This is a genomic window from Dehalobacter sp. TeCB1 (genome assembly GCF_001707455.1).
GTDB classification, from domain to species: Bacteria; Bacillota; Desulfitobacteriia; order Desulfitobacteriales; family Syntrophobotulaceae; genus Dehalobacter; species Dehalobacter restrictus.
In genome coordinates this window covers 1-16,672 of sequence record NZ_MCHF01000049.1, presented here as the reverse complement: position 1 = coordinate 16,672, position 16,672 = coordinate 1, and the positions used below count along the sequence as shown (strand labels likewise).

General features: G+C 46.4%; 10 protein-coding genes. 8 read left to right on the top strand and 2 right to left on the bottom strand.

Features of this window, described 5'->3' with window-relative positions:
* Positions 1-381: 381 nt before the first annotated feature.
* The 4 genes from recQ to A7D23_RS11265 are packed head-to-tail and all read left to right on the top strand — an operon-like array spanning position 382 to position 10,244.
* Positions 382-2,172, top strand: coding sequence for a DNA helicase RecQ (gene recQ / locus A7D23_RS11280; RefSeq protein WP_019225493.1), 1,791 nt, complete (start codon positions 382-384; stop codon positions 2,170-2,172).
* A complete protein-coding gene (locus tag A7D23_RS11275; RefSeq protein WP_019225494.1) occupies positions 2,156-2,608 on the top strand; it encodes a YaiI/YqxD family protein in 453 nt (150 codons plus the stop codon). Before recQ ends, A7D23_RS11275 begins: the two co-directional genes overlap by 17 nt.
* Before the next feature lie 48 nt (positions 2,609-2,656).
* Entirely contained in the window at positions 2,657-6,220 is a 3,564-nt protein-coding gene (locus A7D23_RS11270; protein WP_019225495.1) for a PD-(D/E)XK nuclease family protein, read from the top strand.
* A complete protein-coding gene (locus A7D23_RS11265) occupies positions 6,213-10,244 on the top strand; it encodes a UvrD-helicase domain-containing protein (protein ID WP_019225496.1) in 4,032 nt (1,343 codons plus the stop codon). Before A7D23_RS11270 ends, A7D23_RS11265 begins: the two co-directional genes overlap by 8 nt.
* Here the strand turns inward: A7D23_RS11265 and A7D23_RS11260 are convergent.
* On the bottom strand, positions 10,208-10,657 hold the full coding sequence (locus tag A7D23_RS11260) for a Fur family transcriptional regulator (protein WP_019225497.1): 450 nt from the start codon (positions 10,655-10,657) through the stop codon (positions 10,208-10,210). The genes A7D23_RS11265 and A7D23_RS11260 overlap by 37 nt on opposite strands.
* 293 nt (positions 10,658-10,950) lie before the next feature.
* Between A7D23_RS11260 and A7D23_RS11255 the strand changes: the two genes are divergently transcribed.
* The 4 genes from A7D23_RS11255 (at position 10,951) to A7D23_RS11240 (ending at position 14,500) form a co-directional block, all read left to right on the top strand.
* Positions 10,951-11,934, top strand: coding sequence for a metal ABC transporter substrate-binding protein (locus tag A7D23_RS11255; RefSeq protein ID WP_019225498.1), 984 nt, complete (start codon positions 10,951-10,953; stop codon positions 11,932-11,934).
* Positions 11,931-12,758 carry a metal ABC transporter ATP-binding protein gene (locus A7D23_RS11250; RefSeq protein WP_019225499.1) on the top strand — a complete coding sequence of 276 codons (828 nt, stop codon included), beginning with the start codon at positions 11,931-11,933 and terminating at the stop codon, positions 12,756-12,758. The genes A7D23_RS11255 and A7D23_RS11250 overlap by 4 nt, the downstream gene beginning before the upstream one ends.
* Positions 12,739-13,581: a metal ABC transporter permease gene (locus A7D23_RS11245; protein ID WP_019225500.1), complete on the top strand. Its 843-nt coding sequence runs from the start codon at positions 12,739-12,741 to the stop codon at positions 13,579-13,581. The genes A7D23_RS11250 and A7D23_RS11245 overlap by 20 nt, the downstream gene beginning before the upstream one ends.
* A 307-nt stretch (positions 13,582-13,888) precedes the next feature.
* Positions 13,889-14,500, top strand: coding sequence for an FmdE family protein (locus A7D23_RS11240; RefSeq protein WP_019225501.1), 612 nt, complete (start codon positions 13,889-13,891; stop codon positions 14,498-14,500).
* A gap of 28 nt (positions 14,501-14,528) precedes the next feature.
* Here the strand turns inward: A7D23_RS11240 and A7D23_RS11235 are convergent, their stop codons facing one another.
* Positions 14,529-16,169 carry an ATP-binding protein gene (locus A7D23_RS11235; RefSeq protein ID WP_051408088.1) on the bottom strand — a complete coding sequence of 547 codons (1,641 nt, stop codon included), beginning with the start codon at positions 16,167-16,169 and terminating at the stop codon, positions 14,529-14,531.
* Positions 16,170-16,672 lie beyond the last annotated feature (503 nt).

Here is a 16,672-nt window from a genome sequence, read left to right as displayed (position 1 = left end):
ACTGGTATTATTGGGTTTGTGGTTATTCTCATTATACCAGATTTGGTGGTTTCCTTGTTGTATTTAACCATACTTTCAAAGACTTTCAAGGTTTCAACCTACCCGACAGGGTGGGAAAGTTGAGTTAATTTAATGTCAATTTAAAATGTATTTTTTTGGCAATGTTTCCTAACCATGTGAACTACAGTTTCTTGTTCACAGAAACACCTCCTGAAAATAATTGCTGCAACGATATCAACGATATGAAGAATTGTAACAAAAATCCTGAGATTAATAAAGGAAATGACTTTTTTTCGGCGAACTTTAATACATAAAATCGGCCATAGATTCTGCTCTATGGTTATTTTTCTATAATCCCGGCGGATGGGAGATTGATTGGATATGATTGCCAAAGCCAAAGAAGCCCTGCTCAAATATTACGGTTACCGGGAATTCAGAGGAGGGCAGGAGCAAGTGATAGAGAGCCTGCTTCAAAGGCAGGATACGTTAGCCATTATGCCTACGGGGGCAGGTAAGTCGATTGCGTACCAAATTCCGGCGGTTTTATTGGAAGGGGTGACGCTGGTCATTTCCCCCTTAATCTCCCTTATGAAAGATCAGGTAGACAGTCTCGGTCAAACGGGTATTCAGGCGACATTGATCAATAGTTCTATTTCTCTGAAAGAAACCTGGTCGCGCATTGACCGGATGCAGCGGGGCGAGTATAAGCTGGTCTATCTGGCGCCGGAGCGCCTGGAATCCGAGGAGTTTCTTGCCAGTCTGAAGGGGTTGCCAATCCATTTTGTCGCTGTGGATGAAGCGCATTGCGTTTCTCAGTGGGGCCACGACTTTCGTCCGAGCTATTTGCGGATCAGCAAGTTTCTGCAATCCCTGCCCGCAAGGCCGTTGGTCGGAGCTTTCACAGCTACGGCCACCGAGGAAGTCAGACAGGATATCATCCGCTTGCTGGGTCTCAAGGAACCGAATTGCTTTGTCATGGGATTTGACAGGCCGAACCTAAAGTTTTCCGTCCTGCGTGGTGAAAACAAAAAGGTTTTTATCCAGGACCATCTGAAAAATAACCGTAATGATTCGGGAATTATCTATGCCGCAACGCGTAAAGATGTCGATAAACTCTATAAATTACTGAAAGGACAGGGATTCTCAGTCGGTTGTTACCATGCCGGTTTGCCCGATCAGGAACGAAAGCGCAATCAGGAAAAGTTTATCTATGACGAGATTGCTGTGATGGTGGCGACAAACGCTTTCGGTATGGGAATCGATAAATCCAATGTCCGGTTTGTGATTCATTACAACATGCCCAAGAACATTGAAGCCTATTATCAGGAAGCTGGAAGGGCGGGCCGTGACGGAGAGCCGGCAGAATGTTTTCTGCTTTTTAGCCCCCAGGATGTGCAGATTCAAAAAATGATGATTGAAGAAACCATATTCCAGGAACAGCGTGTGGCCAATGAATATAAAAAACTGCAGGCCATGGTCGATTACTGTCATACATCGAGATGTTTAAGACAGACCATTCTGGAGTATTTTGGAGAAACAGAAAGTCCGGATAAATGCCGGCACTGCAGCAACTGCGACGACGACAGGAAAAAAGTCGATGTAACCCTGGACGCCCAAAAAATCCTTTCCTGTGTTTACCGGATGAAGGAACGCTTTGGTTCAGCATTGGTTGCTGAAGTACTTAAAGGCTCCCAGAATAAAAAGGTCCTTCAGTTTGGGTTGGACAGGTTATCTACCCATGGGATCATGAAGGACACACCGCTGCAGGAGATTAAGGACAGGATCAGTTTCCTGGCAGCCGAAGGCTATCTTGTGGTGGCAGGCGGTCAATATCCGGTTCTGAAGCTTGCTCCCAAAGCGGCGGCTGTGCTTAAGGGCCAGGAAAAAGTGTTTCAGATTCAGGTGCAGCGGGAAGAAGTATCGCTCACCGCCGCTGAACAAATATTTGAAAGACTGCGGGCTTTGCGCAGACAGATTGCCCAGCAGGAGGGATTGCCTCCGTACATGATTTTTCCGGACAGCACGCTCAGGGAAATGGCTCAAAGCTGTCCGCAGGACAGGAATGCGCTGATCCGGGTAAATGGCGTTGGCGAAAGAAAACTGCAGAAATACGGGGATCTATTTTTAGCCGAGATCAAGGAGGCCCTGCAAGGATATGAAAATATTGGTTGACGCGGATGCCTGTCCGGTGAAGGAGCTCATTGTGAGCTGCGCGAAACAATTTGAACTTCCGGTCATCATGATCGTCGATACTTCCCATGAACTGAAGGACGACTACAGTATGGTGATCACCGTGGACCAGGATCGGGACAGTGTAGATTTCGCGCTGATGAAGCGGTTGGACAGGGAAGATATTGTTGTCACGCAGGATCATGGACTGGCGGCGCTTGTTCTGGGGAAAGGCGCCAGGGCAATCAATCAAAATGGACTTGTTTATACGGACAGCAATATTGAACGGCTCCTTTTTGAACGTCACGTCGGACAAAAGGTACGGCGTGGGGGAGGAAGAACCACCAATGTTAAGAAAAGAACCAAAGAAAACAATGAATGGTTCAGGACGGCCTTTATTAGGCTGATTGAAGAAACCAAAGACCGTACGTTTGAATAATAAATACACTGTTTTAGTTGGATAATTCTCAGAGGAACGGAGAACAGGATGAGTCTTAGGTTTATTTACGGACGGTCCGGCAGCGGCAAGTCCACCTATTGCCTGAATGAAATAAAGGAACACGTCAAAAACGGAGCGGATCATCCTTTGGTGCTGCTTGTGCCGGAACAGTATACGCTGCAGGCGGAGAGAGACCTGATTAACGTGCTGAAGACCGGAGGGATTCTAAAGACGGAAGTATTAAGTTTCCGCCGCCTGGCATTCAGGGTATTTAACGAGGCGGGTGGAATCACGTACCCGCATATCCACCCAGCAGGCAAGAGCATGTTGATCTACCGTGTCCTCATGCAGATCAAAGAAGAACTGAAGGTCTATACGAGATCAGCCGAGCGCAAAGGGTTTATCAGTTCGCTTTCAGGGCTAATCACGGAGCTGAAACGGTATAATGTTACGCCGGAAGATCTGCAGAACGCCATTGCCGTTATGGTGGACCAACCGCTCAAGGATAAACTGACTGAACTGAATGCCGTCTATTCTGGGTTCGAGGAACTGATCCGGCAAAGATACAGGGACAGTGACGATGATCTTACCCTGACGGCAGCCAAGCTGGAATCCACCACCATTTTTGACGGCGCGGAAATCTGGATTGATGGTTTTGCCGGATTTACACCGCAGGAATACAAAGTCATCACCAGGCTGCTGCTTAAGGTGAGCAGGGTAAATATCTGCCTGTGTACGGATTCCCTGGCTGAAGAAGGTCTGTTGGAAACCGATGTGTTCTCTGAGGTCAAGGGGGTGTACCGCAAGTTCAAGAAAATCTGCCAGGAGGCGGGTTTGGAGATTGAACCGCCGGTTCAGGCAGCGGGATTTCCGTTGCCCAGGTTCCGCTGCAGCGCAGAGTTGTCCCACCTCGAACGATATTATGATGCCTATCCATACCAGGTATATCCCGAAGCAACCAGGGATATCTTCCTGCATGCTTCGGTGAATATCTATGCGGAGATTGAAGCTGCAGCGGCAGACATTGTCAGGCTTTGCCGGGATCGCGGGCTCAGATACAGAGATATTGCCGTAGTCACCGGAAATCTGGACGGTTACCGGAGTTTTCTGGAGACTGTTTTTGCTGAATATGAGATCCCGTATTTTTTGGACAGAAAGACCGAGATCACGGATCAGCCGCTGGTTAGGATGATGCTGGCGATGCTCGATATTTTTAGCGACAACTGGTCTTACGAAGCGGTATTCGCTTATCTAAAAACCGGTTTAACCGGTCTGGACAGGGAGCGTATCGACCGCATCGAAAATTATGTGCTGGCCTGTGGGATCCGCGGCAACCGCTGGACGAAAAATGAAGACTGGTCGATGCATCCGGGTTTGCTGCCGGAAGAGAATCAGCGGCCCCAAGATGTGGAGAAGGCCGAAACAGAGCTGAAGGAGATCAATCAGACCAGACGTGAAATTGCAGCCCCGCTTCTTCAATTTCGCGCCAAAACCAAAAACAGAAAAAAGGCTTCGGAAATCTGCGAGGCCCTGTATGATTTTCTTGGCGGGATAGGCGTCCCGGCCAGGTTGGAAAGGATCATGGAAGAATTCAGGCGGCAGGGTATGCTGAATCTGGCCAATGAATACGACCAGGTCTGGAATATCCTGATGAACATCCTGGATCAGACCGTGGAGACCATGGGCGAGGAGCCTTTGAGTTTGGAAAGCTTTACCGACACCCTGAAAATCGGCTTTGCCGAATATCAGATCGGGCTGATACCGGCTTCGCTGGATCAAGTTCTGATCGGCAGCATCGAGAGGTTTCGAAGCCATGAGATCAAAGCACTTTTCATTTTAGGGGTCAATGACGGGGTGTTCCCTTCCAGTGCTCAGACGGAAGGTATCTTGGCCGATGCGGACCGTGCCGCGCTGAATACGGTGGGGATCGAACTGGCTAATGATACCCGCACGCAGGCCTTTCAGGCCCAGTATCTGATTTACCGGTCTTTAACGACCGCATCTGCTTATCTTCGCCTGAGCTGGCCGATCGCCGACCAGGAGGGCCGAAGCTTACGGCCTTCGATGGTGATCTACAGGTTAAGGAAGCTGTTTCCGAAAATTACGGAAAACAGCACGCTGATTCCAATGCTATCCGGGTTTGCTGCTGGTAAAGAAAATGCTGAGACGGAGAATATAGGGACGGAGAATGCAGAGACGAAGAATACAGAAGTGGTGAATGACGGTACAGAAAATACCTGGCTAGAAAGTGCTGAATTGGAACAGCTGACAGGGAAATCCCCTTCTTTTAAACAAATGGTTGCAGCTTTCCGCTGCAAGGCAGAAGGGCTGGAAATCAACGGCTGGTGGCAGGATGTCTATCGCTGGTACAATGGGCTGGAAGAATGGAAACCGCGCTGTGAGGCACTTCAGACAGCATTTTCAGCCAGAAATATTGCTGAGCCGGTCAGTTCTGAAAAAATAACGGCGCTGTATGGCGCATCGGCTCATGCCAGTGCATCGAGGCTCGAGAAATATGCGTCCTGTCAGTTCGCATTTTATCTTCAATATGGACTTGAAGCCAAAGAGAGAAAGATTTATCAGTTCAGTCCGCCGGATGTCGGGACGTTTATGCATGCCGTTCTCGAAAGATTTTCGCTGGAGGCGGCACAGCAGCAAATCTCTTGGCGAGAGATGGAAAGACCGTGGTGCCGGGAGAAAGTCTCGGAGATTGTGGATGAAATGCTTCGAAAAATGCAAGGGTCCGGCCTCACGGCCTCCCAACGGTATACTTCACTTGCCTTGAGACTGAAAAGGGTCATCACGCGTGCGGTCTGGATGATTGCGGAGCACCTCAAGCGCAGTGGCTTTGAGCCGTTGGGTTATGAGCTTGGATTTGGCGAGCGGGAAAAGTTCCCGCCAATTGTGATTGAACTTGATTCAGGCCGGAAGGTATCTTTAAGCGGAAGGATTGACAGGGTTGATGCGCTGGAGGCTGAAGAAGGGACCTACCTCAGAATCGTGGATTATAAATCCGGGAGCAAGGATTTCAAACTGGCCGACGTTTATTATGGACTGCAGATCCAGTTGTTCACGTATCTCGATGCCCTCTGGCAGAACAGCGGGCTGGAGACGGAAAAACCAGTCCTGCCGGGAGGGATCCTGTATTTCCGGATCGACGATCCTATCGTCAGAGCTGACGGCAGGCTCACGGAGGAAGAGATCGAGCTGGACATTATGAAACAACTGAAAATGAAGGGCTTGTTGCTCGCGGATGTCAAATTGATCAAGGAAATGGACCGGACCATCGACGGCACTTCGCTGATCATTCCGGCCAGGATCAATAAGGGGGACCTTCTGGGCAAATCATCGGCAGCTACCCTGGAGCAATTTGAAATCCTCAGAAAATATGTTCGGAACCTTCTGAAAGACTTATGTGAGGAAATGATGAGTGGCAGCGTTTCGATCACGCCGTACAAGAAAAAGCGGACAACCTCGTGCACCTACTGCCGCTATGCAGCAGTCTGCCAATTTGATCCGGCCAGAAAGGAAAATAGCTTCCGGTTGCTGGCTGACCGCGGGGATGAGGAAATCTGGAACGATATCATGAAGGCGGAACAAAATCATGACTGATCTGACGAAATGGACGAATGAACAAAGGGAAGCAATTACGGCCAAGGACTGCAACCTGCTGGTCGCAGCGGCTGCCGGGGCCGGCAAGACGGCCGTGCTTGTGGAGCGTATCATTCAAAAAATTACAGACAGCCATGATCCTGTGGACATTGACCGGTTGCTTGTGGTGACGTTTACCAATGCAGCTGCGGCAGAGATGAGGGAAAGGATTGCCGAAGCGCTCGCTGCCGTACTGGAAAGCAACCCGGGGTCTTCCAATATGCAAAAACAGCTGACGCTGTTAAGCAAAGCCAGTATTACAACCATTCACTCATTTTGTCTTGAGGTCATCCGCAGTAACTTCCAGGCCATTAATATTGATCCGTCTTTCCGGATTGCCGATGAGACGGAAACGATGCTGATGAAAATGGAAGTGCTCAATGACCTGTTTGATGAAATGTATGAAGAGAATGCCGAGAATCAGGATTTTCTTGAACTATTAGAGTGTTATGGCGGCAACAGGGACGATCAGGCCTTGCAGGACATGGTGCTGAATCTGCATACGTTTATACAAAGCAGTCCCTGGCCGGAAAAATGGCTTGCGGAGATGATCGGACGTTTCGGCATGTTCGAAGGGACGGATTTCAGTCAGACCTGCTGGGGAAAAGTCCTGCTTAAAAGTATTGGGCTCGAAATTGAGGGACTGATACAGAATATGCAGGCCGCGGTTGCCCTTCTGCAGCCTGGTACAGGACTGGATAAATACCGTCCTGTCTTCGAGGAAGAATACTGCTTTTTGCAGCATATCCGGGAGCTTTGTCTGGAAGAGCGTAATGCCAGGTGGGATGACCTTGCCCAAACAGTCCGGAACTACCTGTTTCAAAGACTGCCGGCAGCCGGCAAAGATGCGGATAAAGCTGTTCAGGAGCAGGTCAAAGAAATCCGGGATCAGGTCAAAAAGAAAATCGGCAAATTGAAAGAAAGGTCGCTGGCAGCGAATTCGAAAGAAATCAGAACCGATTTGCAGACCCTTCAGCCGCTGATGCAGTGTCTGGGTAGACTGGTTGTTGAATTTGAACGCAGATATGCGCTGAAAAAGAATGGCAAGTCTCTGGTTGATTTTAACGATCTGGAACATTTTTGCCTCGAAATTTTGACTGTACAGGATGAAACGGGAGCGTATGTACCATCTGAAGCAGCCAAACGCTATCAGGAACGCTTCGCGGAAATTCTGGTCGATGAGTACCAGGACAGCAATCTGGTCCAGGAAATTCTGCTTCAGATGATTTCCCGCACAGGATCAGCCAGGCCGAATGTCTTTATGGTCGGAGATGTCAAACAGAGTATTTATAGATTCAGACAGGCTAAACCGGAACTGTTTCTGGAAAAGTATCACAGTTACTCTCCGGAACAAGGCGCCAGCCATCGGAAAATTTGCCTGTATAAGAATTTCCGCAGCCGCCGGGAAGTGGTTGATGCTGTTAACTACATTTTCAGACAGATCATGTCGGTGCAGGTCGGGGAACTGGACTACAATGACAACGAGGCTTTGAATCCAGGAGCTGTCTTTGCTGAAAATGACCAGGAACATTTGGCTGTCGGCGGGGCGGTAGAATTTCATCTTATTCAAACAGGTGATCCGGAACGGCTGGATCAGGAAAACAGGTTTTCTGACAGTTCAGGTCAGGAAGAACAGGAATTGACGGAGTTTACGGACGCCTCAAATGGCCTCTCTGATGAAACGGAACAGATTGACCCCGGTATGCTGGATGCGATCCAGTGTGAAGCCCGCTTTACGGTCAGAAGGATACAGGAACTGTTTCATCCGGATGAAAAGGGCAGGAGGACGGCCGTCTATGATAAGGAACGTAAAGTGTACCGGGAGTTGCGCTGCAGCGACATTGTCATTCTTCTCCGGACCACCCGGAATTGGTCCGAGGTATTCACAGAGGAACTGACGGCGGCCGGCATCCCTGCCTTTGCTGATACCGGCACAGGATTCTTCAAGTCTTCCGAGGTACAGGTGATCCTGTCACTGCTCCAGATCATTGATAATCCGTTGCAGGATATTCCGTTATTGGCCGTTCTGAGATCGCCGCTGGCTGCTTTCTCATCCGATGAGCTCGCCGGGCTGCGGCTTACCAGACGGCATGTGCCGATCTATGAGGCGCTCAAACAGTTGGTGGAAGATCAGGATCAATCCGCGGATGGAAAATCTGAGACAGAAAAAATGAAGAACAAAACATCTGAAAAAGAAGCGCTGAAAAAGAAAGCAGCAATGTTCCTGAACAACCTTCACAGATGGCGGGACACCGCTCAATATCTGTCTGCCGACAAGCTGCTCTGGCAGCTTTATACCGAAACCGGCTATTATGGGATTGTCGGAGCGATGCCTGGGGGCGTGCAGCGTCAGGCCAATCTCCGGATTCTATTTGAACGGGCCAGACAATATGAGGGAACAAGCTTTAAAGGGCTGTTCAATTTTATTAATTTCATCGACAAGCTAAAAAGCAACCAGGGTGATTTTGGCAGTGCCAAAATCCTTGGTGAAAATGATAATGTCGTTCGGATCATGAGTATTCATAAAAGCAAAGGGCTGGAATTCCCGGTCGTCATTCTGGCCGGATGCGGTAAGAAATTTAACTTTCAGGATTTGAACAGGAGCATTTTATTTCACCAGGAGCTTGGACTCGGTCCTGACGTTGCGGATCCGAGGCTCAGGATAGCGTATCCGTCTGTTCCTAAATATGCAATTCGGGAACAAATCAGGATGGAGACCCTGTCGGAAGAAATGCGGATTCTCTATGTGGCCTTGACCAGAGCCAGGGAAAAGCTGATTATCTCCGGAGCGGTTTCCAATGCCCGGAAGGCGTTGAACAAATGGTGCAAAGCTGCTGCAGGTGATCCGGAAAAGCTGCCTGCACATGAAGTATATAAAGGAGAAAAATATTTGGACTGGATTGTACCGGCACTCATGAAGCACCGGGGTTGCTGCACTGCCAGTCTGACCGGCTGGCTTGGGCATCATACCTATGCGACGGAGGGAGCATTGGGAAACGGTCAGCTTGACGACCCGTCGGAATGGCAGATCCGCGTATGGACAAAAAATGAGCTTCTTGGCAGACCGGCTGTTTGGGGACAGGAAGAAGAAACATTCATCCAATGGCTGACCGGTTTACGTCAGGAGACCGAAGATCACGGCAATACCGAGGATTACAGCGATACTGAAGTGAATAATGATAATAACGGTAGCAGCGATAATCGTGCTAATAACGATTATATCAATTATATCGATAATAACGACAGTGATGGGCTTCACGGCAGAAATGTAAAGAAAGAGATTGCGCGAAGGCTTGGTTGGGAGTATCCCTTCACTGCCAGTACCCGGATACCGCCCAAAGTCTCTGTCACCGAACTGAAAAGACGGCTGGAAGTAGAGCTTATGGAAGAGCCGGAGCTGGGGCTTGCAACCGGATCAGCTCTCCTGCCACAGCTGATCAAAAAGCCGTTGTTTCTCGAAGAAAAGAAAGGGTTGGGTGCGGCAGAAGCCGGAACGATCCTGCATTTTGTCATGCAGCACCTGGATGTTCAGCGCAATGACATTCCGAATCAGATTCAGGAAATGGTCAAAAAAGAACTGCTCACAGAGCAGCAGGCTGAAAGCGTTGATCCGGAAAAGATAATGTTTTTCCTCGAGTCCCCGCTCGGACGCAGAATGAAGGCTTCAGGCAGTGTAAACCGTGAAGTTCGCTTTAATATAGAAATACCCTGCCGGGAAGTATTCTCTGACATGGCGGCAGGTGCCTGCGGGCAGGAAGTGGTCTTGCTGCAGGGCATTATTGACTGTTATTTTGAGGAAGAAGACGGGATTGTTCTGGTTGACTATAAGACGGACCGGATTCCGGAAGGCGGATCCAGCATTATTCTGGAAAGGTACCGCCAGCAGATTCTCTATTACGCCAGGGCGCTGGAAATGCTGACAGGGAAAAAAGTCAAAAAAAAGTATTTTTATCTTTTTGGCTGCGGCGAGATCTTGCAGTCTTGACAGTAACCGTAGATTTCCAGTTTGTGCTGGATCACATCGAAATTGGCTTGATCTTTCAGGGCCTTTTCAAATTCTTTCATTGGACAGTCCATAATCGAGATCCGTTTATTGCACTTCATACAAATCAGATAGTGTTTGTGCTTGTCGTGATTCAGTTCATATCTGGCTTTGCCATCATCAGAGATATTCGTTTTGAGAAGGAGATTGCCCGACATCAGCTTTTCCAGCGTACGATAGACGGTAGAAAGGCAAATGGACGAACTTTTATCTTTTAGAGAAATAAAAATCTCTTCAGCCGTCAGAGGTTCTTCTGCATTCTGAAGCAGGTCAAATATCAAGTTCCTATGCTTGGTATTCTTGATCCCTGCTTTTTTCATGATTTCTTTTAATGGGTCTTGCTGGTTTTCAGGCAAAGAATTCAGTCCTTTTAGTCAAATTTTTACGTACAACGGAACAGTGCCCCCCAAATTGATCATGAGGTTGTTTTTGTCAGTCGCTCCCAGAAGATTTTTTATGATTTTAGCCTTATATATCTGACTCTATTGTAATACTTTTACACAGCTTCACAAAGCATTAATGACTTTGCCAAAAAATATTTGAAATAATTTCTAATCAAGAGGAATAAAATGCATACTTTTGTAGTATAATCGATTTATATATTAATGCAAATGCGAACCATTTGCAAAAAAATAGGGGAAATTAGCTGATGACTGCTAAGACCGCAAAGACGGCTGTGATTGATAAAACGGCAATGAATAGGAAAAATAGGACCAATAGGACAAAAATGTTTTTTAAGTGGGCGAAACCTTTTTGCGCGGTTTTGCTGGCAATCATGGTAACCTTAAGCGGGTGCGGTGCGAAGGAGAGCGCCGCGGTGAATACGGATGACAGTCGAGGATCGCTGAAAATTGCGACTTCGTTTTATCCGATCTATCTATTCACTTTAAACATCACAAAGGGTATCTCGAATGTGACCGTCGTCAATATGACCAAACCGACAACCGGCTGTCTCCACGATTATGCACTGACGACCGAAGATCTGAAAAGCCTGGAAGATGCCAAGGTTCTGGTGATCAACGGCGCGGGAATGGAATCATTCCTCGCTAAGGTTACAGGGCAGATACCGGATTTGAAGATCATCGACGCCAGTGAAGGGATTACCCTGATTCAGGATGAAACAGGGAGAAATCCGCATGTGTGGCTGAGTATATCTAAAGCGATCAGACAGGTTCAGAACATCGGCGATCAGCTGGCGGTCCTTGATCCCGAAAATGCTGAAAAATATCAGGAAAATACTGCAGAATATATTGCAAAGCTCGAACAGGAAAAAAATAAAATGCACCAGGCCCTGGATGGGGTAAAGAACCGGGATATCGTGACTTTTCATGAGGCATTCCCGTACTTTGCCGAAGAATTCCATTTGAATGTGGCAGCTGTGATTGAGCGGGAGCCCGGATCAGAACCCAGCCCAATAGAACTGGCTGAAACGATCGAGAGAATCAAAGTATTAAAAGTTAAGGCTTTGTTCGCCGAGCCTCAGTATTCTGCGGATACAGCAGAGACAATTGCGAATGAAACAGGTGCCCGGGTCTATTACCTTGACCCAATCGTCACAGGCCCTTTGGAAATGGATGCTTACATTGATCTGATGGATAAAAATCTGCAGACGCTGCAGGAGGCTCTCCGATGAAAAACAAATGCTGCAATCATGAATTATATGAAGAATGCGGATGCGGCTTATGCCGTACGAGGATCAACCACCTCGGGGTAACGCTGAATAACAAAGAAATACTGCGGGATATCAATCTGGAAATATACTGCGGCGATTTGACTGCGGTGATCGGACCGAACGGAGCTGGTAAGACAACCTTGTTTAAAGCTATCCTCGGTGAAATTCCACACACGGGAACGATTGAATTTCTTGATCCTAAAGATAACCAAAAGGGCCGTCCGCTCATCGGCTATGTCCCGCAGAAACTTGATTTTGACAACAGTTCGCCGGTCACTGTGCTGGACTTGTTTACAGCGACTTACAACCGTTTTCCCGTCTGGCTCGGTTCTTCTCAAAAAACAAAAAAACGCGTTCAAAAGAATTTAACGCTTGTGCAGGCTGAACATCTGCTTAACAGAAGACTGGGTGCGCTATCCGGAGGGGAGTTGCAAAGAGTATTGCTTGCGCTGGCGCTTGACCCCGTCCCAAATCTCTTGTTTCTTGATGAACCGGTGTCGGGTATCGACCAGAAAGGGTTGGAACTGTTCTATGATATTGTCTCCAGGCTGCGTCAGGACTATGACTTGTCGATTATTCTTGTTTCGCATGATCTGAATCTCGTGGCCAAATATGCAGACCGCGTGATACTGCTGAACCATGCGACCATCGAATGCTGTGGAACCGCTGCGGAAATCTTCGCCAACGAGAAAGTGATTAAAACATTTGGTATGGGGTGGACCAAAGGAAACGCTGAATCCAAAAGAAAAGAGGAAGAACAAACCAATGATCGAACAATGGTATAGACTGCTGGATGCCTTGCTTCCTCTGGCCTGGCTGGAATATGATTTCATGAAGAACGCCCTGCTGGCTGTTCTTTTGGTGACGCCCATTCTAGGTATCCTCGGCACAATGATCGTGAATAACCGGATGGCCTTTTTCTCAGATGCGTTGGGGCATTCGGCATTGACAGGCGTTGCGGCGGGAGTTGTACTCGGGATCCAAAGCCCTTTTTGGGCTCTGCTGGTTTTTTCGGTGTTGTTTGCGGTTGCGGTAATTAGTGTTAAAAATGCCAATACGGCATCGACGGATACGATCATCGGCGTATTTTCCTCAACGGCAGTTGCATTGGGTATCGTGCTCCTGTCACGCAACGGCGGCTTTAGCAAGTACTCCGGGTATTTGATCGGGGATCTGTTAAGCATAACCCCTTCAGAGCTGGGAATTTTAGCCCTGATTTTTGTGCTGGTGCTGGTGTTTTGGGCAGGCTGGTTCAACAAGCTGCTGTTGGTAAGTGTCAATCAATCCCTGGCCAAAAGCCGGGGAATTCATGTCCGCTTTTATGAATTTGTATTTGCCATCGTGGTCGCCGTTGTGGTAACGTTCGCGATTCGTTGGGTAGGCATTCTGATTATCAGTTCCCTGCTTGTACTGCCAGCTGCTGCTTCCCGGAATATCGCGGCAAATACGAGGCAGTACCATGTCCTTGCCGTGATCATCGCCTTGATTTCCGGTCTGGCAGGACTCATCCTGTCGTACTTTTGGGGAACCGCAACAGGCGCTACCATTGTTCTGGTACTTGCCCTATTCTTTGCCGGGACATTTGTCTGGAAAGTTTCAACAAGATAGGATCTACGATGACCATTCTAGCAAAAAAGTTCTTAAAGTAACCACATAGATAATGAGCTAACTATGGCATGCAGACTTGCAGACTTACAGAAGTAACCTTATGATCAGTCTGGGGGACACAGTTCTGCTGTAAGCGGAGCATGGAGTGCGCAGCGCGGCCTTTTGTACCATGGATGGCACAATGGCCGGGAAGCAGTATTGTGGCCCACAGACTATCCCCAAAAATAGATTATTATCTCAATTTGCGCTGCCTCAATAAGAAGTTAAAATGAGCTTACCGCGTTATTTAAGAAAGGACTGACCAATCATGTGCAGAGAAAAAACACCTTGGGAGAAATGTGCTGAATTTCATGGACACGAATGCATGGGGCTTGCAATTGGCTTCAGACAGGCGTTTATCGGACTCGATGCGCTTGGTGTAGTGAGGGCGGCTGATGAAGAACTGTTTGCGGTCGTCGAAAACGATGCCTGCGGTGTCGATGCGATCCAGGTACTTACCGGCTGTACGCTCGGAAAGGGTAATCTGATTTATAAGGATTCCGGCAAACAGGCGGTCACGCTGGCCAACCGCAAATCCGGTAAAGCGGTTAGGATTTTAAGAAAACGCGGCAACAAACCCGATGATGAACAATACACGGAATTGAAGGCAAAAATATCGGCAGGTACGGCCAGTGAACAGGAAAAGATTGTTTGGGGGAGCCTGCAGAAGGAAAGAATTGAAAAATTCCTGGCCGCACCTGCAGCTGAACTATTTACGGTTACCGAAGTAGCCATGCCCCGAATTGAACCGGCCAGAATTTTTCAGACAGTCGTATGCTCTCAATGCGGGGAGCCATTTGCAGAAGTCAAAGCACATCTTGTCGGAGGAAAAATTATCTGTTCCGACTGTAACGAAGCCTATACCAGGGGATGGCGTTAACCGGAATGGCCCTGATTATAAACAGCCCTCATACTTGAAAAATTGCTTTTAGTGTTGTCCCTTTATTTATTTGTGAAGTAATTTTCAATTGTCCGCCAACACTTTCAATACGTTGCTTCATGACAGCCAAACCCGAATGAGCACCGGAAATAAGCCAAGTTTCCAGTTCATTTACATCAAATCCTTTACCATTATCGCTGATTATGATCTCCAAAATATTCTTTATGAGAATAATATCAACTTTAAATACATGGGACTCTGAATACCGCAGGGCGTTAACGATTCCTTTTTCGATAAAGCGAAAGGCTACAGTTTCAATTTGCTTATCAAAACGATTGCTATTTTCTATCCCAAAAGTATTGAGAATGATTAAAGCCAATTCTTCACGCATGAAATCCTGAATCCACAATTCAATAGTTGGCAATAGCCCTGAACTATCTAACAGCGGAGGGTTGCGCTTATCAATTTTTGCTAAAATCCCCAGCTTAATATCTTGGTCGATTTCCCCAATTTTCAGCATGGTTTGCTGCTTTATACTTTCCGGTAAATTCTTTCTTTGCAAGTAGTCCAGCCAGCTGTATTGATCGAGAACATAGTGGTACGGACCGGCTAATAATTTAGGTATTAGACGATCTTGATTATTCATATTAGCAAAAAGTGAATAGACAAAATTTGGGGGAATAGTATTTTCTATTTCTGTTTCGCTTATTGTTTTCGTATCGTTTATACGTTCATTTAACACAATTAATTCTTTATTAAGGCCATTGATCACAATTAATATCAGCAATTGATAAACCAGTTGACCGGCAAGAAGCGTGAGAAAAGATAATTCTGACTGTATAAATTTTATTTTTGAAAAACGGTGGCCGAAAAAAACGCCGCATACTGAATTATTAGACGAAAAAGGAACAAAAACTTCAGCAGGAAAATCATCTGGAAGTACTTTTGTCTCCATATCAAGTTTGTTATGGTTGTTAAAATATTCTTCCAATATTTTACGTTCATCAAGATTTTCTTGGAAACGGCCAACAGCTTTATTTAGATTATTAAACTGGACATTATCAGTAATAAGGAAAATCCCGTCGATTTCAAGATTTTGGGTCATTTCTATGAGTATTTGGTCATTGGCAATAAGCGAGGTCAGGTTCTCATTTAATTCCTCAATCCTTTGTTTAAAGCTCTTTTTTTCCTGAAGAAAACCGGATTTTTTAAACAATTTACTTAAAATAACTTGGAGATAATGGTAACAAGCAATCAAGATATAAATTGAGAAAAACAATTCTATATATACTTCAAATGTAATAGAAGGCACAATTTTTAATAAGTAAAGGGTTAATAACAAGATAAAGCTAAGACACACTGACGAGAGAATTTGAGAGATGAACCCTTCGTAGATTCGGCGGTAATCCGGCAGATATTTATTAACAACTACATAGTAGAGAGAGAAGGGTACAACTGCAATAAATAACTCAGGAAAAAATGAATTCATAAACGTATAAACCCATTGTTTAGAATTACAAAGAGTAGGAAGCGCAATAAAAAGAAAAAAGGGCAAGAAGCCAATTAGTAACCCTAATAGGATAATATTTGCTTCATTTTTCGCTGCTTGATCTTTTGACAATTTTAATATTATCAGATTAACCACAGCAAATGAGATACTAATAATCATCGTAAATAATGCTAGTTTAACTAACAAATTTGAGAGGCTGAAAAAGCCTATGGAATGTATAATTAGTAACTCAACTTTCCCACCATTAAATAATGGTTAAAGCCATGATTTTTCTGACACATCAGGTTGCAAACAACAATCGTTCTTTGAAAGACCGTGGAATAGTGCTAAGAAAAGTATCCATAATCATATTGGCTAATTCCTGGCTTATGACAGGAAAATTGCTTAGAACACGCCTGAGAGTGTCGATTAACAATACTAATGCTTGAGAAAGTTTGAGATCTTCCATTTCATCACTGTAATAGTAAAATAGTTCTCCAATTGTCCTATCATCCTGAGTATTTCTGCTTTCAACTGCTAACATAATGTATCTTAGGGAACCACTGATTAATAACGTTTTTTATCATCCCAATAAATAATAAAGTGGGATAATCCCAAGTTAGCGGCCCTATCGCCGCCGATTTCAGCTGCCTTTTCCGAGTAATTCTCGAAAAAAGGCGTAC

Excerpts from the sequence above, each read along its gene's own strand:
- recQ (WP_019225493.1), top strand. The coding sequence starts at position 382 with ATGATTGCCAAAGCCAAAGAAGCCCTGCTCAAATATTACGGTTACCGG.
- A7D23_RS11275 (WP_019225494.1), top strand. The coding sequence starts at position 2,156 with ATGAAAATATTGGTTGACGCGGATGCCTGTCCGGTGAAGGAGCTCATT.
- A7D23_RS11270 (WP_019225495.1), top strand. The coding sequence starts at position 2,657 with ATGAGTCTTAGGTTTATTTACGGACGGTCCGGCAGCGGCAAGTCCACC.
- A7D23_RS11265 (WP_019225496.1), top strand. The coding sequence starts at position 6,213 with ATGACTGATCTGACGAAATGGACGAATGAACAAAGGGAAGCAATTACG.
- A7D23_RS11255 (WP_019225498.1), top strand. The coding sequence starts at position 10,951 with ATGACTGCTAAGACCGCAAAGACGGCTGTGATTGATAAAACGGCAATG.
- A7D23_RS11250 (WP_019225499.1), top strand. The coding sequence starts at position 11,931 with ATGAAAAACAAATGCTGCAATCATGAATTATATGAAGAATGCGGATGC.
- A7D23_RS11245 (WP_019225500.1), top strand. The coding sequence starts at position 12,739 with ATGATCGAACAATGGTATAGACTGCTGGATGCCTTGCTTCCTCTGGCC.
- A7D23_RS11240 (WP_019225501.1), top strand. The coding sequence starts at position 13,889 with ATGTGCAGAGAAAAAACACCTTGGGAGAAATGTGCTGAATTTCATGGA.
- A7D23_RS11235 (WP_051408088.1), bottom strand. The coding sequence starts at position 16,169 with ATGATTATTAGTATCTCATTTGCTGTGGTTAATCTGATAATATTAAAA.